This is a genomic window from Hominenteromicrobium mulieris (assembly GCF_046197855.1).
GTDB classification, from domain to species: domain Bacteria; phylum Bacillota; class Clostridia; order Oscillospirales; family Acutalibacteraceae; genus Hominenteromicrobium; species Hominenteromicrobium mulieris.
Genome location: NZ_CP173188.1, coordinates 840,251 through 861,058 on the forward strand (window position 1 = coordinate 840,251; position 20,808 = coordinate 861,058).

Sequence of the window (20,808 nt, forward strand, 5' to 3'; positions counted from 1 at the left end):
GCCCTGCTTGTGTTTTTAAGCACAGGCAGGGCATTTTTGCGTTTTTATGTTTTGGTTATTTCTCTTCCGGGTAACGGACGGGGACAAACTTTGCGCGGTTCATGAGAGGGTGCTCGAGGCGGATGGCACCGTCGTGCGGGCACGCCATGACGCATGCGCCGCAGTAGTAGCACTCGCCGGGGTAGAGCACGATGGGGTGCTTGCCTTTTTCGGGCGAGGGGATGAGGATATCCACCTGACAGATGTTGACGCAGGCGTTGCAGCCGACGCATTTTGTTTCATCGTAAAGAATCGGGTGTGTGCTGCACGGCACGGGTTCTGCCGTGAGAATTTTGTTTTGAAGCTCGCTCATTTCCGATACGCCCCCTTCTGCTCGGTTCTGATGTAATCCCCGTTGCGCTTTTCGTACTCGGTCTCGAGGTCGCCGAAATAGTAGAGCGGATGGCTGTCGTAGATGACTTCGCCGTTTTCTTGTCGGACGGTGATGAAGCGGCAGTCGCGCTCGGGGTCGGTCTCGGTGCTGTCCGTGCGCTTGAAAAACAGCGGCTCGGACGACGTTTTGCGGGAGAGGCAGGCGTGCAAAATTAACTTGGAGACGGTCAAAATATCAAAGACCTCGTGCGCGCGCATGAGCTCGTGCGGGTTTTTGCAGCTGATCTGCGGGACGATCTCGGTTTCAAAGCTTTCGAGCAGGTCGAGACCCTCATGCAAAAGCGCATCGCACTTTACGCCGCCGCAGTAGTTCTGCATGGCTTTGGAGATGGCCATGTTGAGTTCGCGCCAATCCATGCCGTCTTCGCGGCGGATGGGGGCGAGCAGGCGTTCACGCTCGGCTGCGGCTTCCGCTTCATTATAGTCGGGCAGGGTATTGAGTGCTTTGGCAGCTGCGGCGGCTTTGCGGCCGGCGTAGTAGCCCGTGGCGCAGGCGAAACCGGCGCAGTCCGAAGCGTAGAGCTGGTCGCCGGCGGCGTAGATGCCGTCGATGTTTGTTTTGAGGTCCCAATCGTGCCAAATGCCGCCCGGCGCGCCGAACAGCTGCCGTTCCTGCTCAAGGAAATTTGCGGACTGCCAGCCCGTGCCGTAGCTTTGCAGCATGTGCTTTTGGGGGTCAAATCCACGCTCCGTGTAATTTTTGAGGATCGGAATTTTTGTTTTGCCCTCTTCGCCGACCATCATGCCCCAGATGACACGGCGCTCCGCGTCGGGCATACGGCTGAGGTCTGCGTAGAACGGCAGCTGGTAGCCGCGGCGCATGAGCTCTTCAAAATCGAGCGTTTCGGGGCCGCGGTACTCGTACTTGGGGTTATCGATGACGCCGCCCTTTAAGAAAAACTTCTGGCCGGGAGCGGGGTAGTAGCGCTCGGAGACGGTTTTAAGCTCATTACCGTCGCGGTCGACGTAGGGGATTTCCACGCCGCGGGCGTCGACCATCGTTGCGGCATACCACGTGTTGTGGTTATTGCCTGCGCCGTAGGGCGGAAAGCTGCGGCCGGCGGCGGAGAACTCGCCCTTGACGGATTTTTCCATCATGGTGAACTCGATGCCGGCCTTGTAGCCCATGGCGTGGCCACTGCCGATGCTCTGCATAGGGCGGAACTCGCACAGGCCGGTCATATCCGGGTTAAAAAGCCAGACGCGCGCCGGGCGGCTCATGGTGAGGACGGTCTCTTTGGCGCGGAGAATGTAGAATTTGCCGGTGCGCACGTCCATGGCGCAGGCGCCCGCACCATGCTTTTTGCCGTTCCGGGCGGTGGTGAGCAATGCGGTGGCTTCGGTGCGGTCAAGCACTTTCACGCCGAGGCGCAGAAGCGCCTTGAAAAGAGCGGGCTTAAAGGTGCTGCCCCAGACGCGCAGAGTGAATTTGTTTTTATAATCGTAGGCGAACATCAGCTTCGTTTCGTCATCGCGGAACTCTGCGCCCTTGAATTCATCGTCGGTGTCGCGGACCTTGCCGCCGAACGACTCAAGGTCTAATAGACGGTCGTAGCCCTCGCGGCACTCGATGTAGTGCGCGATGCCGTTAGAGTAGCCGCACTGCTCATCGACGTACGCTTCGGCGATTTCCTTCGGCGTGACGGTGGAGCAGGGGTTCGTACAGGCGGATTCCCAATGGTCGAAACCGGTGCCTGCGCTGCCGCTGCGGGCGGTGGCACCTTTTTCCACTAAGATGACGGACTGTCCGCGCCGTGCCGCCGCGATGGCGGCATAGCAGCCGGCAAGGCCGCCGCCGAGCACCAAAACGTCGCAGGAAAGCGTTTCGGTGATGTCTAATTCATTTTTATATGGCCAGTTATAGGTCTGCAAAGCAGATCCCTCCTTGTTTGAGTGTGAAAAGCGGAGCTTCAGCAAAGCTTTAGGCGGTGTGCGTCTTTTTATGCTTTGCGTGCCTGTATGCGAGCAGGCAGATGATGCTGCCCAGTACCACGAGCGCCAAGATCATCAAAGCGCAGTGCATGAAAAAGGTATCGGGCAAAATGGTGATGACAGGGTCTGTCGCGGCATCGAAGATCCAATAGTTGTTATGGAAGACAATCTTATGGAATAAGACGAACACCGTTTCCCAGTTTAAGGCGATGAGTACACCGAGCGCTGCGGGAATGGCGACCGTTAAAATGCCGGAAAGCAGCAGATACCCCGGGTTCTTTTTAAAATGGCGGTAGATGATGCCCGCAAGGCTCAAAATGCCGCTGACGATGAGCGTGATCTCGAAGACGCCGAACACGTTTTTGACTTCTTCAAAATGGATGCGGCCGCTCTCGCTCATGGCGAGCGTGGGGAAATTCAGAACTTTTGTGCCGAAAATGGAGTTGTAATCGATGAGCACGTTGTAGTTCTGCAAAATTTCCTCGCGCGGCAGGCCGGACATGGCGGTGATGTTTAAATGGTCAACGTCAAAATAATAGAGCGGACGGAAATTGAGCGTGAAGACGACAGCGGCGCTGATAATGAACAGCACGAGCGCGACGGCGAGCACGATATTGAAAACGACCGCCAACGGGGATTTTTGAAGTTTATCAGACACGGGAAATACCTCCGAATTTTTTATCTTGCAAAGGCAGACCCGCACGGTGCTTTCTGCGGGGACATGCCCTCCGGGATGGGCTTTTCTAATTTTTTTGTGGAGACAAACGTCATACGGTGTCCCTCCTTTTTTGAATTTATAGGAAACATGGTAGCACAATCCCTGCAAAATCGCAAGGAAAACGCGCAAAAAGACTATTTGATAACGCGATACTTGCCGAAGCGCTGTCCGTTTGGCGTAAAGCAGATGACGCGCATGACGGAGATTAAGGATTGCTTCGGTGAATGCGTTTAAAAACAGGATAGATATGAGAAAACCGCCGCATACCGAAATTTCTCCGGTATGCGGCGGTTTTGTGCTTTTTATGATTCTTTGACGAGCACATCGATGACTTCTGCGATGTACATTTCGTGGTAGTCCTTGTTCGGGTACCAGCGTCCGTCTACGGTTTCGTCGAGGAACTGCTCGGGTCTTAACGGCGTGCGGCTCATTTTGCGGCAGACGAGCACGAGCTCCGCTTCTTCAAAATACGCATTGCCGTTTGTGAACGCCGGGGTGAAGCCGACTTTTTTGACCTTGTCTTCATCACGGCCGGAAACTTTACCGAGGTAGGAGAGTGCGTCTTTTTTCTCTGCGGGGTAGAACGAGAGCGTGAAAGTATCGCGGGTATCGACAAACTCTTTCGTGTAGCGCTGCGGGCGGATATACACGGTGACGGACGGCTTGCCCCACATGAAGCCCATGGCGCCCCAGGAGACGGTCATGGTGTTGAATCCGTTTTCATCGCCGGCGGTGAGCAGGGCCCACTCTTTGCCGATTTTTGTGAACGGGTTTAAAGACAGGGAGTCATACGGTACGGAACGAAATGCCATTTAAAACAGTCCTTTCGGAAAAGATTTACAGAAGTCAGGCGATCTGCTTTTGCGGACCGCGGTTAATAACGCGTTTGATGGTGAGTGCGTAGACCAAAATGGAGACGAGCGGCGGTAAAATATCCGAGATGGGCTCGCAGAAGAAGATCTGCTCGATGGGCAGGAAGCGCGGCAGGATGAAAATGCACGCAAAGAAGATGACCTTGCGAAAGACCGAAAGCGGCAGCGCGATTTTGACGACGCCCATGCCCGTAAAGCCGTCCACAATCTCGTACTGCATGCCAAGCAACACGGTGCCGAGCGTGTAAATACGGATGAGCCGCGCCGTCATGGCAATGTATTCGGGTTCTTTGGTGAAAATGCCTGCAAAGAGATGCGGGATGGTCTGCGCGGCGAGCGTCATGAGGACGCAAAAGCTGACCGCGATGACGAAGATGTACCGCTGCGCGCGAAGGATTTTCTCCGGACGGCGTGCGCCTAAATTGTAGCCTAAAATGGTCTGTGTGCCCATGGTGAGGCCGCCGAGCGGCATGGTGATGAGCAGCTCGAAGCTTTGCACGATGGTGTTGCAGGTGAGGAGCATGTCGCTGTTGTCGCCGCCGTAGCGCTGAAGCATCATGTTGAGCGAGATGAGCATGACGTTATCGAAAAGAATAATGAGAAACGCGCTCATGCCGATGCTCGTCACACGGCCGATGACTTTTAAATCGTATCCGCCAAATGTGATGGGAACTTCGATATGTTTGCCGAACAGGACGCACAGCACAAACGCACAGCTTGCAACCTGCGAAATGACCGTGGCGATGGCCGCGCCCGCGACGCCCATATGGAGAGCGAAGATAAAAATGGGGTCGAGCACAATGTTGATGATGGCGCCGATTAAAACGGAGAACATGCCGCTGCGGCTGTGGCCCTGTGTGATGATAAACTGGTTCATGCCTGTGGCGGTGAGGGCGAAGACCGTGCCGATAAGATAGAGCGAAAAGTAGGTCTCGGCGTAGGGGTAAACGGCCTCGGTCGCGCCAAACGTGAGCAAAATGGGGCGGCGGAAGATATAGGCCAGCACCGTGACGGGCACAGCGAGGGACAAAATGTACACGAAGCAGTTTGCGATAACTTTTTTAGCGGCGTCTATGTTCTTTTCGCCAAGGTTGATGCTGACAAGCGGCGCACCGCCGATGCCGACGAGAAACGCAAACGACGAGATGAGCGTGACGATGGGGCCGCACACGCCGACGCCCGCGAGCGCCTGTGTGCCGTTGCTCGGAATATTGCCGATGTACATACGGTCTACAATGCTGTACAGTACGCTGACGAGCTGCGAGAGCATGGAGGGAACGGCCAAGGTCCAGACGAGGCCTTTAATGTTATCCGATCCGAGGTCGTTTGTGAATTTCAAGGAAAAGCGCCTCCTCAGTGCTCGTGGCAGACTTGAAAAATATAGAACTTGAGGTAATAGGATTCGTCGGCACTCCACAAAATAGGATGATCCGGCGACTGGGTGCGGAACTCCACCTGACGCAGGCGGCAGTGCGCGGCGCGCGCGGCCTGCCCAATGGTCTGGGCGAAGAGCTCGGCGTTCATGTAGTGCGAGCAGGAGCAAGTGGCAAGGTAGCCGCCGTCCTTGACGAGCTTCATGCCGCGCAGGTTAATCTCGCGGTAGCCCTTGACGGCGTTTTTAATGGCGTTTTTGGATTTTGTGAACGCAGGGGGATCGAGAATGACGACGTCGAACTGCTTGCCCTCGTTTTCGAGCGCGGGGAGCAGGTCAAAAACGTCGGCGCACTTGAACTCGACCGTATCGGAAAGATTATTTAGAGCGGCGTTTTTCTGCGCCTGCGCGACGGCGAGCTCGGACGCGTCTACGCCAAGGACGTGCTTTGCGCCCGCGATGCCGGCGTTCAGCGCGAAGGAGCCCGTGTGTGTGAAGCAATCGAGCACATCCATATCCTTGCAGATGCGCTGCATGGCGAGACGGTTATATTTTTGGTCGAGGAAAAAGCCGGTCTTCTGGCCGTCTTTAACGTCCACGATGTAGCGCACGCCGTTTTCGACGATCTCGACATCGGTGTCGAATTCGTCGCCGATGAAGCCCTTTTTGCGGTCCATGCCTTCTTTTAATCGCTCTTTGGCATCGCTGCGCTCGTACACGCCGCGAATTTTGATGCCGTCTTCGAGCAGGACTTTCTTTAAGATGTCAACAATCTGCAGCTTCATTTTATCGATGCCGAGCGCGAGGGACTCGACGACGAGGACATCGGAGAATTTATCGATGACAAGGCCGGGCAGGAAATCCGCTTCGCCGAAAATGACGCGGCAGGCGGAGGTATCGACCGTGCGCTTGCGGTATGCCCATGCGTTGCGCACGCGCATCTCGAGGAACGCGTCGTCAATCTCCTGTGACGCGTCGCGGGTGAGCATGCGGACGCGGATCTTGGAGTTCTGGTTGATGAAGCCGCGGCCGAGCGGGAAGCCGTTTTGCTCCTGCACGGTGACGACGGCGCCGTTTTTGAACGTGCCGTGGATGCTTTCGATCTCGTTATCATAGATCCAAAGACCGCCCGCTTTGAAAGCGCGGCCTTCGCCTTTTTTGAGTGTTACAATAGTTTCGTTCATAGATGGGTTCCTTTTATATAGTTGAGATGGGGGAGCTTTTTCTAAAGGCTTGCAGGGCAAGCCTTTCAAGGGACCCCCTAATTGAGTCCCTTGCGGTTCAACTGTCCGCCGGACAGTTCTAGCAATGCGAAGCATTGCTTACTATCACTCCTGATTTTTGGGTAGGCAAAAGGATTTCGTCGTCTGCGAACGACGACCAAAGGTTTCACCTTTGGGATCTGACCGACTTTTTGAAAAAAGTTGGATCAAAAACTTTTAACCAACGCTTTCGGAGAAATTGGCGTTCGCTTTTTCCGCTTCGATCTGTTTTGTGACTTTCTTAATGCAGTGCAGGCAGGTAGGGGTGATGTAGAGCACGGCGGCGATCCACGCGGTTTGATCCGAGAAACAGATAGCCGTATAGCCGAACGCGCCGACAAAGCCGAGGCTGACGATGGAGCGCGCGAACATTTCCGTTACGCCGGAGAATACTGCGCGGCCGGAGAAGCCGATGCCCTGTGTCGCCATGCGGCAGATGTTGAGGATGCCGAGACTCCAGAAGAAGTAGCCCATGCAGCGCAGATATTTTGCGGAAGCGTCGAGCACGTCGCCTGCACTCGATTCAACAAAGAGCGTGGACATGCTGCGGCCGAAGAAGATCATGACAAGGCCGATGCAGAAGCCGTAGGCGACGCCGACGATGACGCCGAGCCGTACGCCCTGCCGGATGCGCTCCGGCTTTTTGGCACCGAGATTCTGACCGCAGAAGACGGAAACAGCAGAACCGAGGGCATCAAACGGGCACATGCAGAACTGCTTCAGGCGCATACCGGCCGTGAAGCCCGAAACATACACGCTGCCGAGGCCGTTGTTCGCTGCCTGCATGACCATGCTGCCGATGGCCGTGATGGAGGTTTGAAGTCCCATGGGGATGCCCATGACGACGAGGTCACGGATGGATTCGGCATCCGCTTTGCAGTCTGCGCGGGAAAGCGTGAGGAGCGGTACGCGGAAGCGGATATAGATGAGGCACAAAATGCCGCTGACCGCCTGCGCTGCGATGGTGGCGATCGCCGCGCCCGCAACGCCCCACTTGAAGACAATGATGCAGAGCAGGTCAAGACCGATATTCAGGACGGTCGAGATGGCGAGGAACAGGAACGGCGTGCGGCTGTCACCGACGGAGCGCAGGATGCTGGAGAGCAGATTGTATAATAAGGTAAAGGGGATGCCGAGGAAAATGACGATGAGATACGCGTAGGCGTCGTCAAAAACATCCTGCGGCACGGAGAGCATTTGCAAAATGAGCGTGCAGCACAGAGAACATACCGCCGTGATGAGCACCGCGAATAAGGCGGTAAGCAGCACGGAGTTGAAAATGTACGAACGCATTTTATCAAGACGCTCTGCGCCGAAGCTTTTGGCGATGGGGATACCAAAGCCGATGCAGATGCCGATGCAGAAACCGAGTACCAGAAACTGCACGCTGCTTGTGGCGCCGACGGCGGCAAGTGCGCCGGTGCCGAGCACACGGCCGACGATGGCGGCATCAACCAGATTATACATTTGCTGCAAGAGGTTGCCGAGCAAAAGCGGCACCGCAAATTGCAGGATAAGCTTGAGGGGCTTACCCTCTGTCATGCTTTTTGTCACGAAAATCACCCGAAAATACATAGTCTCTTTTCAACCTTCTTATTTTATCATACCTTTTTTATTTTGGCTATGGCAGAACTGCGGATTTTGCACGTTGTTTTCCACACTTTTTGCGTGAATTGCGGAAAAAGCGCCCGATTTGAGAAAAAAGGAAAAACGGTGGGAGAAAAGGTGTTTCCTGCAAAACTTACAGAAGAAAAATTTTGACAAGGCGGTCGAAAAGCATTGACAACGAGAAAAACGGGTGTTATAATCTATTCAATTTCATAACAAAAAGCGATGACGAAGACTGTCTGTGCAGAGCTGTTTCAGAGAGCCGGTGGAAGGTGTGAACCGGTGCAGAGATGCAGAGATTTCTCCCTTCCGAGCCGGATGCCTGAACAGCGAATTCAGTAGGGTATCCCGTGATTGCTACGTCAGTGCATAGAAGTTATTGGACTTCGAAGAGTGGCGGAGGTTCTCCGCAATTTGAGTGGTACCGCGAGTGCATAATTTAGTTATTACACCCGTCTCAAAGCATAAACGGCTTTGAGGCGGTTTTTTTACACTTCAAAGCGGAAGAACAAAGAAACAAGCTGCAAGTTTGAAAGCACAAACTTTCAAATTCATAAGGCTTTAAACCGAACACAGCAGGAAAGGCAGAAGAACATGTTATCATTAGACAAAGTATTTGATGCACAAACCGTTCTAAAGAGCATCATCCGCGAAACAAACGTCGTGAAGACCTACGGCATCGCGCCGGATTGCGACCTGTACCTAAAGCCCGAGAATTTGCAGATCACCGGCTCTTTTAAGGTGCGCGGCTCTGCGTATAAGATCTCCCAGCTTTCCGCAGAAGAGAAAGCGAAAGGCGTTATTGCCTGTTCCGCGGGCAACCACGCACAGGGCGTGGCGCTGGCGGCAACGAAAAACGGCATCAAATCGCTCATCTGTCTGCCGGACTCCGCACCGATCTCCAAGGTGGAGGCCACAAAGGGCTACGGCGCAGAGGTTTGCCTTGTGGAGGGCGTTTACGACGACGCGTATAACAAGGCGATTGAATTGAAAGAAAAAGAGGGCTATACGTTCGTGCACCCGTTTGACGACGAAGATGTTATCGCGGGCCAAGGCACCATCGCGCTGGAGGTTCTGAATGACCTTGACAACATCGATGCCATTGTGGTGCCGGTGGGCGGCGGCGGACTCATCTCCGGCATTGCGTACACCGCAAAGCACATCCGCCCGAGCGTGAAGGTGTACGGCGTACAGATGACCGGCGCACCGAGCATGTACAACTCCATTCACGACGGCAAGATCGAGACACTCGACACCGTGCAGACCGTGGCGGACGGCATCGCCGTAAAGCGCCCGGGTGACAACACGTTTGAGATTGTCAAAAAATATGTGGATGACATCGCGCTGGTGAGCGAGGACGAAGTTTCGAGCGCAATCTTGGCACTCATCGAAAAACAGAAAATGATCGCGGAGGGCGCGGGCGCTGCTTCCGTTGCCGCCGTGATGTTCAATAAATTTGATTTAAAGGGCAAGCGCGTTGTGTGCATCGTCTCCGGCGGCAACATCGACGTGACGAGCCTTTCCCGCGTGATTGACCGCGGCCTGATGAACTCCGGCCGTTCCGCGAGCCTCCTCATCGAGCTTATCGACAAGCCCGGTCAGCTCAAGGAGATCTCTTCGATCATCGCGGACTGCGGCGGCAACGTGACCGGCGTGCACTATGAAAAGGGCAACACCGAAAGCATTAACGGCTGCTTCCTGCGCATCGAAATGGAGACGCGCGACAACAACCATGTGAAAACGATCAAAAACGCCCTGCGTGAAGCAGGCTTCAGAACCACCAAGGGTTGAGAGGAGAAAGCAAAATGATGGACGCAAGCAAATATAAGGTCGGGTACTTCCCGGTATCGAAAGAATATAACAAGTGGGTGGAAAAAGACCACATTGAAAAGGCGCCGATCTGGTGCAGCGTGGATATGCGCGACGGCAACCAGAGCCTTGTCATCCCGATGAGCCTTGAAGAAAAACTTGAATACTACAAAGTGCTTTTGCAGGTCGGCTTTAAGGAGATCGAGGTCGGCTTCCCGGCGGCGAGCGAGACGGAATATGAGTTCCTCCGCACGCTGATTGACAACAACATGATTCCCGAGGACGTTACCGTGCAGGTGCTCACCCAGTGCCGCGAGCACATCATCCGTAAGACATTCGACGCGTGCAAGGGCGCACCGAGCGCGATTATCCACTTCTATAACTCGGTCAGCGTTGCACAGCGCGAGCAGGTGTTTAAGAAGTCCAAGGAGGAGATCAAGAAGATCGCCGTAGACGGCGCGAAGCTCGTCAAAAAGCTTGCGGCCGAATACGAAGGCAACTTCCGCTTTGAGTATTCTCCGGAGTCCTTTACGGGCACCGAGCCGGAATACGCGCTGGAGGTCTGCAATGCGGTTCTCGACGTTCTGGAGCCGAGCGAGACGAACAACGTTATCATCAATCTGCCGGTCACGGTGGAAATGAGTATGCCGCACGTGTATGCTTCGCAGGTCGAGTACATGAGCGAGAACCTCAAGTACCGTGAATTCGTGACTTTGTCTTTGCACCCGCACAACGACCGCGGCACGGGTGTTGCGGACACCGAGTTGGCGCTCCTTGCCGGCGCAGACCGCGTAGAGGGTACGCTGTTCGGCAACGGTGAACGTACCGGCAACGTGGATATCATTACGCTTGCGATGAACATGTACTCCCACGGTGTTGACCCGAAGCTTGACTTCTCCGACATGCCGTACCTTGTGGACGAATATGAAAAATGCACGCGTATGCATGTGTACGAAAGAGCCCCGTATGCGGGCGCACTGGTGTTTGCGGCGTTTTCCGGCAGCCACCAGGATGCGATTGCAAAGGGCATGAAATACAGAGCGAAAAATAAGCTGCATCAGTGGAACGTACCGTACATTCCGATCGACCCGAAGGACATCGGCAGAACGTACGACGCAGACGTTATCCGTGTCAACTCCCAGTCCGGAAAGGGCGGCATCGGTTATCTGCTGGAGCAGACGTACGGCTATAACCTGCCGCCAAAAATGCGCGAGCACTTCAGCTATCTGTGCAAGGATATTTCCGACCACGAACACAAGGAACTGAAGCCGGATGAGGTTCTAAATATCTTTGAAGAAAACTACCTCAATCTGACGAACGGTGTTACCGTGACGGATTTTGAGTTTATGCGCGACAAGGACAACGTGAAGATCGGCATCACGTTCGCGAAGGACGGCGTAGAGACCGAGATGGAAGCGGAGGGCAACGGCTCCCTCAACGCGATCAACAACGCGCTGCGTGCGTACACCGGTGCAGAGTACACCCTGCAGGTCTTTACCCAGCACAGTATGCAGGGACAGGGCTCGCAGAGCGTGGCGGCTTCGTACATCGGCCTTGAAAAGGAAGACGGTTCGATGTTCTGGGGCGCAGGCACTGACACCGACGTTGTAAAGGCGAATACAAAGGCGCTGTTGAGCGCTTACAACAATATGATCAAAGGGGGAAACTAAAAATGAAAATGACCATGACGCAGAAGATCCTTGCGGCGCACGCGGGTCTCCGTGAAGTTACCGCCGGTCAGCTCATCAATGCAAAGCTGGATATCGTGCTCGGCAACGACATCACGACGCCGGTCGCAATCCATGAGTTTAAGAAAGCGGGCTTTACAGACGTTTTCGATAAGGACAGAGTGACGATCGTACTCGACCACTTTGTGCCGAACAAGGATATTAAGGCAGCGGAGCAGAGCAAGACGTGCCGCGAGTTTGCGTGCAGCCACTGCGTGAGCCACTTCTATGACGTGGGCAAGATGGGCATTGAGCATGCGCTTTTGCCGGAGCAGGGCATTGTGACCGCCGGCGACTGCATCATCGGCGCGGACAGCCACACCTGCACCTACGGTGCGCTGGGTGCGTTCTCCACAGGCGTTGGCTCTACGGATATGGCAGCCGGCATGGCAACGGGCATGGCATGGTTTAAGGTTCCGTCCGCGATCAAATTTAACCTGACCGGCAAGCTGCCGGAAAATTGCAGCGGCAAAGACGTTATCCTCACAATCATCGGCATGATCGGCGTGGACGGCGCGCTGTATAAGAGCATGGAGTTCACCGGCGAGGGCGTGAAGAACCTCTCCATGGACGACCGCCTGTGCATCTGCAATATGGCGATTGAGGCCGGTGCGAAAAACGGTATTTTCCCGGTGGACGATATTACGCTTGCCTATTTACAGGACAGAAGCGAACGCGAGCCGGTTGTATACGAAGCAGACCCCGACGCGGAATACGAAAAGGTTATCGATATCGATCTCGCAAAGATTGTGCCGACCGTCGCCTGTCCGCATCTGCCGGAGAACACGCACCCGGCAAGCGAGCTGCACGATATTAAGGTCGACCAGGTTGTCATCGGCAGCTGCACGAACGGCAGAATGGAAGACATGGAAGCGGCGTACAGCATTTTGAACGGCAAGAAGATTGCGGACGGCATCCGCTGCATCATCATTCCGGGCACGATGCAGATCTACCGCGAATGCGTGGAGCGCGGCTACGTGACGGCATTTATCGATGCGGGCGCTGTTGTTTCCACCCCGACGTGCGGTCCGTGCCTCGGCGGCTATATGGGCATTCTGGCAGCGGGCGAACGCTGCATCGCCACAACGAACCGCAACTTCGTCGGCCGCATGGGTCATGTGGACAGCGAAGTGTACCTGGCTTCTCCGCACACGGCGGCAGCCAGCGCGCTGACCGGCTACATCACCGAATATAAGGAGGCGTAAGCATGAACACACAGGGCAAGGTTTTCAAATATCCCGATAACGTCGATACGGATGTTATCATTCCCGCACGTTACCTCAACACCCCGAACGCACAGGAGCTTGCGCTCCACTGCATGGAGGATATTGACAAGGCGTTCGTAAAGAAGGTCGAAAAGGGCGACGTCATTGTGGCGGGCTGGAACTTCGGCTGCGGCTCTTCCCGTGAGCACGCACCGCTCGTCATTAAAACCTGCGGCACGGGTTGCGTCATTGCAAAGAGCTTTGCGCGTATTTTCTACCGCAACGCCATCAATATCGGCCTGCCGATTCTCGAGTGCGAGGAAGCGGCGGACGAGATCAACGCAAACGACGAAGTTTCGGTCGATTTTGATACCGGCATCATCACCGACATCACGACCGGCAAGACGTATAAGGCACAGCCGTTCCCGCCGTTCATTCAGAACATCATCAAAGCAGGCGGCTTGCTGAAGTCCCTCAAGGAGGCGGAAAACAAATGACGAAGAACATCGCGGTGATCCGCGGCGACGGCATCGGCCCGGAGATCGTAAACGAAGCGCTCCGCGTGCTGGATAAAATTGCAGAGCTGTACGGACACACCTTCCATTATACAGATGTCGATATGGGCGGCTGTGCCATCGATAAGTGGGGAGACCCGCTGCCGCAGGAAATGCTCGATAAGTGCGTAGCTTCCGACAGTGTGCTGCTCGGCGCCGTAGGCGGCGACAAGTGGAACGACGTGCCGGGCCCGAAGCGCCCGGAAAAGGGTCTGCTGCGCCTGCGCGCGGGTATGGGTGTTTACAGCAACAACCGCCCGGCAAAGATCTGGCCGCAGCTCTCTGACGCTTCTCCGCTGAAAAAATCTATTGTCGAAAAGGGCATCGATTTCATCATCGTGCGCGAGCTCATCGGCGGCATCTATTTTGGCGAGCATAAGACCGATGATGCAGACGGCCAGCCGGTCGCGACGGACATTATGAAGTACAGTGAAGCGGAGATCGAGCGCATCGGCCGCATCGGATTTGAGACGGCAAGAAAGCGCAATCACCGTTTGTGCTCCGTAGAAAAGAGCAATGTGCTCGACACGAGTCGCCTTTGGAAGAAGGTCATGCACCGCTTGGCGGAAGAATACACCGACGTGGAGCTGACCGATATGCTCGTCGATAACTGCGCGATGCAGATCGTGAAGAACCCGGCACAGTTCGACGTCATCGTGACGGAGAACATGTTCGGTGACATTCTTTCCGACGAAGCTTCCATGATCACCGGCTCCATCGGCATGATCCCGTCCTCGAGCCTCGGTGCAACGAGCTGCGGCCTGTACGAGCCGATCCACGGCTCTGCACCGGACATTGCGGGTCAGGACCTTGCAAACCCGATCGGCACCATTCTTTCCGCCGCCATGATGCTGCGTTACAGCTTCGATATGGCGAAGGAAGCCGATGCGGTGGAGCATGCGGTTTCCAAGTACCTTGACGCGGGTTACCGTACGGCCGACATTATGGAAGACGGCATGACGAAGGTCGGCTGCAAAAAGTGCGGCGACCTCATTCTCGAATACTTAACGAAGGAGTAATTGAATGCAGCTTACAGGTGCAGATATCCTCATCAGAACTTTAATTGAACAGGGCTGCGACACCGTTTTCGGTTATCCGGGCGGGCAGATCCTGAACGTTTACGACAGTCTTTATAAATATCAGAATGAAATTCGCCACATGCTGACGGCGCACGAGCAGGGTGCTGCCCACGCGGCGGACGGCTACGCAAGAGCGACCGGCAAGGTGGGCGTGGTGATGTCCACCTCCGGACCAGGCGCAACGAACCTTGTGACCGGCATTGCGACGGCGTACCTCGATTCCATCCCGCTTGTCGCGATTTGCGGCAATGTGCCGACGACACAGATCGGCACGGACAGCTTCCAGGAGATCGACATTACGGGCGTGACGCTGCCCATTACGAAGCACAACTACTTCGTCGGCTCCGTGGAGAATTTGGCGGACACCATCCGCGAGGCGTTTGCGCTTGCGCAGTCCGGCAGACCGGGCCCGGTGCTCATCGATGTGCCGAAGGACGTGCAGACAGCGGTCTGCGACTACGAGCCGCAGGCACCCGTACAGCCCGAGGAACGCCACGCGGCGAAGGACGTGCGCATCAAAGAAGCCGCGGCGCTCATCAACGCCTCGAAGCGTCCGTTCATTTACTTCGGCGGCGGTCTCATCACATCGGAAGCACAGGAAGAAATGCTGGCGTTCGCCGAGAAGATTGACGCGCCGATCGGCTGCTCCTTGATGGGCCTTTCCGGCATTCCGACCGACCACCCGCGTTTCCTCGGTATGCAGGGCATGCACGGCCACTACGCTTCCTCCATGGCGATGCACGACGCCGACCTCATTATTTCGCTCGGCGTGCGCTTTAACGACCGCGTGACGGGTAACCGCGAGAAGTTTGCGAAGCTTGCGCAGATCATCCATATTGACGTGGACGGCTCCGAGCTCTCGAAAACCGTGAACTCCGCCTGCGGCCTGCGCGGCGACGTGAAGCTGACGCTGCAAAAGCTCATTCCGCTCGTCAACGCAGAGCAGAAGCCCGACTGGGAAAAGGCCGTGAAGGCCTTAAAAGAAACCGAAAACGATTATCTCGATATTCGCCCGGGCCTTACGCCCCGCAATGCGATCATGACGCTGAACAAGCACCTCGGCGAGAATACCGCCGTTGCAACGGACGTCGGCCAGCACCAGATGTGGGCGGCGCAGAACGTGAGCTTTAAAAAGCCGCGCCGCTTCATTTCCAGCGGCGGCCTCGGCACCATGGGCTTCGGCCTCGGTGCGGCCATCGGTGCGGCGGTCGGCACAGGCGAGCGCAGCGTGCTCGTCACGGGCGACGGCAGCTTCGGTATGTGTCTCAACGAACTCACCACTGCCGTAACCTACAACGTGCCGGTTGTCATCCTTCTGATGAATAACGGCGTGCTCGGCATGGTGCGTCAGTGGCAGACGCTGTTCTTTAATAAGCACTATTCCAACACGATTCTCGACCGCAAGACTGACTTTGTGGCGCTTGCGCGCGCGTTCGGCGCGGACGGCGAGGCTGTTGATACCGTGGCGGCGCTCGACAAGGCGTTTGAGCACGCGTTCAGCTGCGACGGCCCGTATGTCATCGATTGCAGGATCGATAAGGACGAATTCGTCCTGCCCATGCTCCCGCCGGGCGGCAGCATGGATGATATTATCATGAAGGTGGGTGAATGAGATGAATCGATATACCGTAGCGGTTCTGGTCAATAACCAGTTCGGCGTGCTGAACCGTGTGACGAGCATGTTCAGAAGACGTCAGTTCAACATCATTTCTCTGACCGTCAGCGAAACGGAATCGAACGCGCTTTCCCGCATCACCGTCACGTTTGAGGGCGGCGAGACGCAGAAGCAGCAGCTCGTGAACCAGCTTTATAAGCTGCCGGACGTTTGCTCCATTAAAGAGTTTACCCCGGACACCTCCGTCAGCTGCGAGCTGATGCTCATTAAGCTGAAAAACGATTCCAAAACGCGCAGTGACATCCTTGCCGCGGCGGACGCGTTCGGCGCGAAGACCATGGATTACTCCAAGGATTCCCTGATGCTTTGCCTGACCTCCGAATCGCGAAAAATCGATGAATTCGTCGATTTGATGCGCGACTACGAGATCCTTGAGATCTGCCGCACCGGCAATGTTTCCCTTGAAAAGGGCAGCACGACGATCCGTCAGGCCATCAATTTCTAATTTAGTTTGTCCATTTAAATTAACATACCAATTCATGCACAGAAAGAGGTAATTTATCATGGCAAGAATTTTTTATCAGCAGGATTGCGATCTGCAGAAGCTCGCAGGCAAGACCGTTGCCATCATCGGCTACGGCTCGCAGGGTCACGCACATGCACTGAACCTGAAGGACAGCGGCGTTGACGTTATCGTCGGTCTGTATGAAGGCTCCAAGAGCTGGGCAAAGGCCGAGGCACAGGGCCTCAAGGTCATGACAAGCGCTGAGGCTGCAAAGGCTGCGGACATCATCATGATTCTCATCAACGATGAAAAGCAGGCTGCACTGTACAAAGAGAGCATTGAGCCGAACCTGACCGAGGGCAAGACCCTGGCATTTGCACACGGCTTTAACATTCACTTCGGCTGCATCAAGCCGCCGAAGAACGTCAACGTCATCATGATCGCGCCGAAGGGCCCGGGTCACACGGTCAGAAGCGAGTATCAGGCAGGCAAGGGCGTACCGTGCCTCATCGCGGTCGAGCAGGATGCAACGGGCGACGCTTGGGACATCGGCCTTGCTTATGCACTCGGTATCGGCGGCGCAAGAGCAGGCGTTTTGGAGACCACGTTCCGTACCGAGACCGAGACCGACCTCTTCGGCGAGCAGGCAGTTCTCTGCGGCGGCGTTTGCGCTCTGATGCAGGCCGGCTTCGAGACGCTGGTTGAGGCAGGCTATGACCCGAGAAACGCGTACTTTGAGTGCATCCACGAGATGAAGCTCATCGTTGACCTCATCTACCAGAGCGGCTTTGCCGGCATGAGATACTCCATCTCCAACACGGCAGAGTACGGCGATTACATCACCGGCCCGAAGATCATCACCGAGGAGACGAAGAAGACCATGAAGAAGATCCTGAAGGACATTCAGGACGGCACCTTCGCAAAGGACTTCCTGCTCGACATGTCTTCCGCAGGCGGCCAGGTACACTTCAACGCAATGCGCAAGCTGGCTTCCGAGCATCCGAGCGAGGCTGTGGGCGCGGATATCCGCAAGCTGTACAGCTGGAGCGACGAGGATAAGCTCATCAACAACTGATTTGAACGGAATCTGTTTTAAGGGGATAGCCATAGGGGAGTTTTCCTCTATGGCTTAAACCCTATTTACACACGGCGCGTTTTTCCATGTGGGACGCCGCGCCACAGCCAAAATTTCACGGATCGAGGAAATAAAATGAAAAGTGATTCTCTGAAAATCGGTACGCAGAACGCGCCGCACCGTGCGCTGTACCATGCTCTGGGCCTCACGGAGGAGGAGATCGAACGTCCGCTCGTCGGCATCGTCAGCTCCTATAACGAGATCGTCCCGGGCCACATGAATATCGATAAAATTGTGGACGCCGTAAAGATCGGTGTTGCGATGGCAGGCGGCACGCCGATTGTCTTCCCGGCGATCGCGGTATGCGACGGCATTGCAATGGGCCACACCGGCATGAAGTATTCGCTCGTCACGCGCGACCTCATTGCGGATTCCACCGAAGCCATGGCATTGGCACACGGCTTTGATGCGCTCGTCATGGTGCCGAACTGCGACAAGAACGTGCCGGGTCTTTTGATGGCGGCGGCGCGCCTTAATGTGCCGACGGTGTTCGTCAGCGGCGGTCCGATGCTTGCGGGCCACGTAGACGGTGCAAAAACGAGCTTCTCCTCCATTTCGGAGGCGGTGGGCGAATTCAACGCCGGTAAGATTACCGAAGAAAAGCTGCGCGAATATGAGTGCAAGACCTGCCCGACATGCGGCTCCTGCTCCGGCATGTACACCGCAAACTCCATGAACTGCTTGACTGAAGCCCTCGGCATGGGTCTGCGCGGCAACGGCACCATCCCGGCGGTATACTCCGCACGTATCGAGCTTGCAAAGCACGCAGGCATGGCGGTCATGGATATGCTGAGAAAGAATATTCGCCCGCGTGACATCATGACGAAGGACGCCATTATGAACGCTCTTACGGTCGATATGGCACTCGGCTGCTCTACGAACAGTATGTTGCATCTGCCGGCCATCGCGCACGAGTGCGGCATCGAGATCAACCTCGACATCGCAAACCGGATCAGCGAAAAGACCCCGAACCTGTGCCATCTGGCACCGGCGGGCAGAACGTACATTGAAGAGCTTGACGAAGCGGGCGGCGTGTACGCTGTGATGAATGAGCTGAGCAAAAAGGGTTTGCTGCACACGGACTGCATAACCGTGACCGGCAAGACCGTCGGCGAGAACATCAAGAATTGCGTGAACCTGAACCACGACGTTATCCGTCCCATTGAGAATCCGTACAGTCAGACCGGCGGCATCGCCGTGCTGCGCGGTAATCTTGCGCCGGAGGGCAGCGTTGTAAAGCGCTCTGCCGTTCTGCCGGAGATGCTTGTGCATGAAGGCCCGGCACGCGTGTTTGAGAGCGAGGAGGACGCACAGGCGGCCATCAACGCGGGCAAGATCGTACCGGGCGACGTCGTTGTCATCCGCTATGAGGGTCCGAAGGGCGGCCCCGGTATGCGCGAGATGCTGAACCCGACCTCTGCTATCATGGGCATGGGTCTCGGCAACAGCGTGGCGCTCATCACGGACGGCCGTTTCAGCGGCGCAACGCGCGGCGCGTGCGTTGGCCATGTTTCCCCGGAAGCGGCTTCCGGCGGCCCCATCGGCGTTGTGGAGGAAGGCGACATCATCAGCATCAATATTCCGGAGAACAAAATTGAGCTGAAGGTGGACGAGGCTGTCCTCAATGAACGCATGAAGAACTTTGTGCCGAAGAAGAAAGAGCTTTCCGGCTACCTGAAGCGCTATGCGGCGCTGGTCTCCAGCGGTGCTTCGGGGGCGATTTTGAACTGATGGGTAGTTTACAGGAGTTGAGCATCCGCCTTTCCACGCTGGCGGTGTTCAAAGAATTACAGGAAGATGCGGTTATAAATAGTCTGCGTAAGTATCTCGCAGAGCCGTCCCCGGCGCTGTATGCGTCGTTCGTCTCTGCGCTGTACCGCGCAAACGGCGGCATACTCGGCGCGTATGTGCGCGAAATCTGCGAAAACAGCGAGAACGTCTACGTGCAGGCCGTGGGCAAAAAGGAAGAGATTCCCGCTTACCTGCGCGAGACCGTTTTGGAAGAGCTTAAAACGCTGCAGATGACGGCGGAGCTCACGCCGGAAACGCTGCGCAGCGCGATGGAGTATAGGGGCTTTTTACCCGGCTTTGTCAGCGAAGCGCCGGACATTAAAGCGTGCTACACAGAGCGCACCGAGAACATCGGCAAGTACGGCTACGGCATTTACGCCAAAAACCGTATGTTCTACCTTGGCGAGAATGCCGAGATCGTGCCGGTCAGCAATCCGGACAAGACGGAGCTTTCCGACCTTGTGGATTACGCCCGCGAGCGCCAGATCATCATCGATAACACAAAGGCGCTGCTCGAGGGTAAACCTGCGGCGAACATTTTGCTGACGGGCGACGCCGGTACGGGTAAATCGTCTACGGTGAAAGCCGTCGTCAATGCGCTGTGGCGCGAGGGGTTGCGTATCATCGAGGTGCGCAAGGATCAGTTACAGTCGATCCCGAAAATTCTCGATGAGCTTTCTGCGAACCCGCTGAAGTTTATTCTGTTCATCGACGACCTTTCGTTCCTCAAGGACGACGATAACTTCAATGCACTGAAAGCGGTGCTGGAGGGCTCCGTTACGGCGAAGTCGCAGAACGTGGCAATCTACGCGACGAGTAATCGCCGCCATATCATCAAGGAGAAGTTCTCCGACCGTGAGGGCGATGACATTCACCGCAACGATACGATGCAGGAGCTTGCATCGCTTTCCGAGCGCTTCGGCATCCACGTGACGTTCAGCAAGCCGAACAAGGACACGTTCCTGCACATCGTGCGCCACCTTGCGGAGGAAAACGGCATCGATATGCCGACGCAGGAACTGGAGTTGCTCGCCGAGCGCTTTGCGCTGGAGCGTGGCAACCGCTCCGCGAGACTTGCCCGTCAGTTCATCGACGGACTGCTTTCCAAGGCGGAATAAAAACCTTATACAGTAGACTGCTTTTTGAAGCGACACCTTTGCTGCTAAAACACGAAATGAAAAATGCTCCCGGT

At 55.7% G+C, this 20,808-nt stretch carries 18 protein-coding genes; 11 read left to right on the forward strand and 7 right to left on the reverse strand.

Annotated features, from left to right (window positions below):
* Positions 1-55: 55 nt before the first annotated feature.
* The 7 genes from ACI0CA_RS03945 to ACI0CA_RS03975 all read right to left on the reverse strand — a co-directional run bounded on the left by ACI0CA_RS03945 (position 56) and on the right by ACI0CA_RS03975 (position 8,130).
* Positions 56-352 (reverse strand): 4Fe-4S dicluster domain-containing protein, encoded by a 297-nt coding sequence (locus ACI0CA_RS03945; RefSeq protein ID WP_176821077.1) that lies wholly within the window; start codon positions 350-352, stop codon positions 56-58.
* A complete protein-coding gene (locus tag ACI0CA_RS03950) occupies positions 349-2,304 on the reverse strand; it encodes an FAD-dependent oxidoreductase (protein WP_446806536.1) in 1,956 nt (651 codons plus the stop codon). The genes ACI0CA_RS03945 and ACI0CA_RS03950 overlap by 4 nt, the downstream gene beginning before the upstream one ends.
* 49 nt (positions 2,305-2,353) lie before the next feature.
* Complete coding sequence (locus ACI0CA_RS03955) at positions 2,354-3,022, reverse strand: TIGR01906 family membrane protein (RefSeq protein ID WP_316687843.1); 669 nt, start codon at positions 3,020-3,022, stop codon at positions 2,354-2,356.
* A 362-nt stretch (positions 3,023-3,384) separates the two neighbouring features.
* The gene (locus ACI0CA_RS03960; protein ID WP_316687845.1) at positions 3,385-3,894 is read right to left on the reverse strand and encodes a flavin reductase family protein; all 510 of its coding nucleotides are present in this window, start codon (positions 3,892-3,894) and stop codon (positions 3,385-3,387) included.
* Between the two features lie 34 nt (positions 3,895-3,928).
* Positions 3,929-5,293 carry an MATE family efflux transporter gene (locus ACI0CA_RS03965; protein ID WP_343284787.1) on the reverse strand — a complete coding sequence of 455 codons (1,365 nt, stop codon included), beginning with the start codon at positions 5,291-5,293 and terminating at the stop codon, positions 3,929-3,931.
* A gap of 14 nt (positions 5,294-5,307) precedes the next feature.
* Positions 5,308-6,510, reverse strand: coding sequence for a class I SAM-dependent rRNA methyltransferase (locus ACI0CA_RS03970; RefSeq protein ID WP_343284788.1), 1,203 nt, complete (start codon positions 6,508-6,510; stop codon positions 5,308-5,310).
* Positions 6,511-6,765: 255 nt separating this feature from the next.
* Positions 6,766-8,130, reverse strand: a complete 1,365-nt coding sequence (locus ACI0CA_RS03975) for an MATE family efflux transporter (RefSeq protein WP_446807054.1) — start codon at positions 8,128-8,130, stop codon at positions 6,766-6,768.
* Between ACI0CA_RS03975 and ACI0CA_RS03980 the strand changes: the two genes are divergently transcribed.
* The 11 genes from ACI0CA_RS03980 (at position 8,095) to ACI0CA_RS04030 (ending at position 20,734) form a co-directional block, all read left to right on the forward strand.
* Positions 8,095-8,349 (forward strand): hypothetical protein, encoded by a 255-nt coding sequence (locus tag ACI0CA_RS03980; RefSeq protein ID WP_446807055.1) that lies wholly within the window; start codon positions 8,095-8,097, stop codon positions 8,347-8,349. The genes ACI0CA_RS03975 and ACI0CA_RS03980 overlap by 36 nt on opposite strands.
* Positions 8,350-8,790: 441 nt before the next feature.
* The gene (gene ilvA, locus ACI0CA_RS03985; RefSeq protein ID WP_176821071.1) at positions 8,791-9,987 is read left to right on the forward strand and encodes a threonine ammonia-lyase; all 1,197 of its coding nucleotides are present in this window, start codon (positions 8,791-8,793) and stop codon (positions 9,985-9,987) included.
* 14 nt (positions 9,988-10,001) lie between these two features.
* Positions 10,002-11,675 carry a 2-isopropylmalate synthase gene (locus tag ACI0CA_RS03990; RefSeq protein ID WP_446806535.1) on the forward strand — a complete coding sequence of 558 codons (1,674 nt, stop codon included), beginning with the start codon at positions 10,002-10,004 and terminating at the stop codon, positions 11,673-11,675.
* Positions 11,676-11,677: 2 nt separating this feature from the next.
* The gene (leuC, locus tag ACI0CA_RS03995; protein WP_308449067.1) at positions 11,678-12,937 is read left to right on the forward strand and encodes a 3-isopropylmalate dehydratase large subunit; all 1,260 of its coding nucleotides are present in this window, start codon (positions 11,678-11,680) and stop codon (positions 12,935-12,937) included.
* A gap of 2 nt (positions 12,938-12,939) precedes the next feature.
* The gene (gene leuD, locus ACI0CA_RS04000; RefSeq protein ID WP_176821068.1) at positions 12,940-13,434 is read left to right on the forward strand and encodes a 3-isopropylmalate dehydratase small subunit; all 495 of its coding nucleotides are present in this window, start codon (positions 12,940-12,942) and stop codon (positions 13,432-13,434) included.
* The gene (gene leuB, locus ACI0CA_RS04005) at positions 13,431-14,510 is read left to right on the forward strand and encodes a 3-isopropylmalate dehydrogenase (RefSeq protein ID WP_176821067.1); all 1,080 of its coding nucleotides are present in this window, start codon (positions 13,431-13,433) and stop codon (positions 14,508-14,510) included. Before leuD ends, leuB begins: the two co-directional genes overlap by 4 nt.
* A 4-nt stretch (positions 14,511-14,514) precedes the next feature.
* The gene (gene ilvB, locus ACI0CA_RS04010) at positions 14,515-16,182 is read left to right on the forward strand and encodes a biosynthetic-type acetolactate synthase large subunit (protein ID WP_446806534.1); all 1,668 of its coding nucleotides are present in this window, start codon (positions 14,515-14,517) and stop codon (positions 16,180-16,182) included.
* 1 nt (position 16,183) lies between these two features.
* Entirely contained in the window at positions 16,184-16,690 is a 507-nt protein-coding gene (ilvN, locus tag ACI0CA_RS04015) for an acetolactate synthase small subunit (protein WP_176821065.1), read from the forward strand.
* A 55-nt stretch (positions 16,691-16,745) separates the two neighbouring features.
* Positions 16,746-17,765, forward strand: coding sequence for a ketol-acid reductoisomerase (gene ilvC / locus ACI0CA_RS04020; protein WP_308449147.1), 1,020 nt, complete (start codon positions 16,746-16,748; stop codon positions 17,763-17,765).
* A 135-nt stretch (positions 17,766-17,900) separates the two neighbouring features.
* On the forward strand, positions 17,901-19,556 hold the full coding sequence (gene ilvD / locus ACI0CA_RS04025; protein WP_176821063.1) for a dihydroxy-acid dehydratase: 1,656 nt from the start codon (positions 17,901-17,903) through the stop codon (positions 19,554-19,556).
* Positions 19,556-20,734, forward strand: coding sequence for an ATP-binding protein (locus ACI0CA_RS04030; RefSeq protein WP_446806533.1), 1,179 nt, complete (start codon positions 19,556-19,558; stop codon positions 20,732-20,734). Before ilvD ends, ACI0CA_RS04030 begins: the two co-directional genes overlap by 1 nt.
* The last annotated feature ends 74 nt before the right edge of the window (positions 20,735-20,808 follow it).

What these genes read in the sequence shown, in the direction of transcription:
- ACI0CA_RS03945 (WP_176821077.1), bottom strand. Translation starts at nt 352, where the DNA reads ATGAGCGAGCTTCAAAACAAAATTCTCACGGCAGAACCCGTGCCGTGC.
- ACI0CA_RS03960 (WP_316687845.1), bottom strand. Translation starts at nt 3,894, where the DNA reads ATGGCATTTCGTTCCGTACCGTATGACTCCCTGTCTTTAAACCCGTTC.
- ACI0CA_RS03970 (WP_343284788.1), bottom strand. Translation starts at nt 6,510, where the DNA reads ATGAACGAAACTATTGTAACACTCAAAAAAGGCGAAGGCCGCGCTTTC.
- ACI0CA_RS03975 (WP_446807054.1), bottom strand. Translation starts at nt 8,130, where the DNA reads ATGACAGAGGGTAAGCCCCTCAAGCTTATCCTGCAATTTGCGGTGCCG.
- ilvA (WP_176821071.1), top strand. Translation starts at nt 8,791, where the DNA reads ATGTTATCATTAGACAAAGTATTTGATGCACAAACCGTTCTAAAGAGC.
- ACI0CA_RS03990 (WP_446806535.1), top strand. Translation starts at nt 10,002, where the DNA reads ATGATGGACGCAAGCAAATATAAGGTCGGGTACTTCCCGGTATCGAAA.
- leuC (WP_308449067.1), top strand. Translation starts at nt 11,678, where the DNA reads ATGAAAATGACCATGACGCAGAAGATCCTTGCGGCGCACGCGGGTCTC.
- leuD (WP_176821068.1), top strand. Translation starts at nt 12,940, where the DNA reads ATGAACACACAGGGCAAGGTTTTCAAATATCCCGATAACGTCGATACG.
- leuB (WP_176821067.1), top strand. Translation starts at nt 13,431, where the DNA reads ATGACGAAGAACATCGCGGTGATCCGCGGCGACGGCATCGGCCCGGAG.
- ilvB (WP_446806534.1), top strand. Translation starts at nt 14,515, where the DNA reads ATGCAGCTTACAGGTGCAGATATCCTCATCAGAACTTTAATTGAACAG.
- ilvN (WP_176821065.1), top strand. Translation starts at nt 16,184, where the DNA reads ATGAATCGATATACCGTAGCGGTTCTGGTCAATAACCAGTTCGGCGTG.
- ilvD (WP_176821063.1), top strand. Translation starts at nt 17,901, where the DNA reads ATGAAAAGTGATTCTCTGAAAATCGGTACGCAGAACGCGCCGCACCGT.
- ACI0CA_RS04030 (WP_446806533.1), top strand. Translation starts at nt 19,556, where the DNA reads ATGGGTAGTTTACAGGAGTTGAGCATCCGCCTTTCCACGCTGGCGGTG.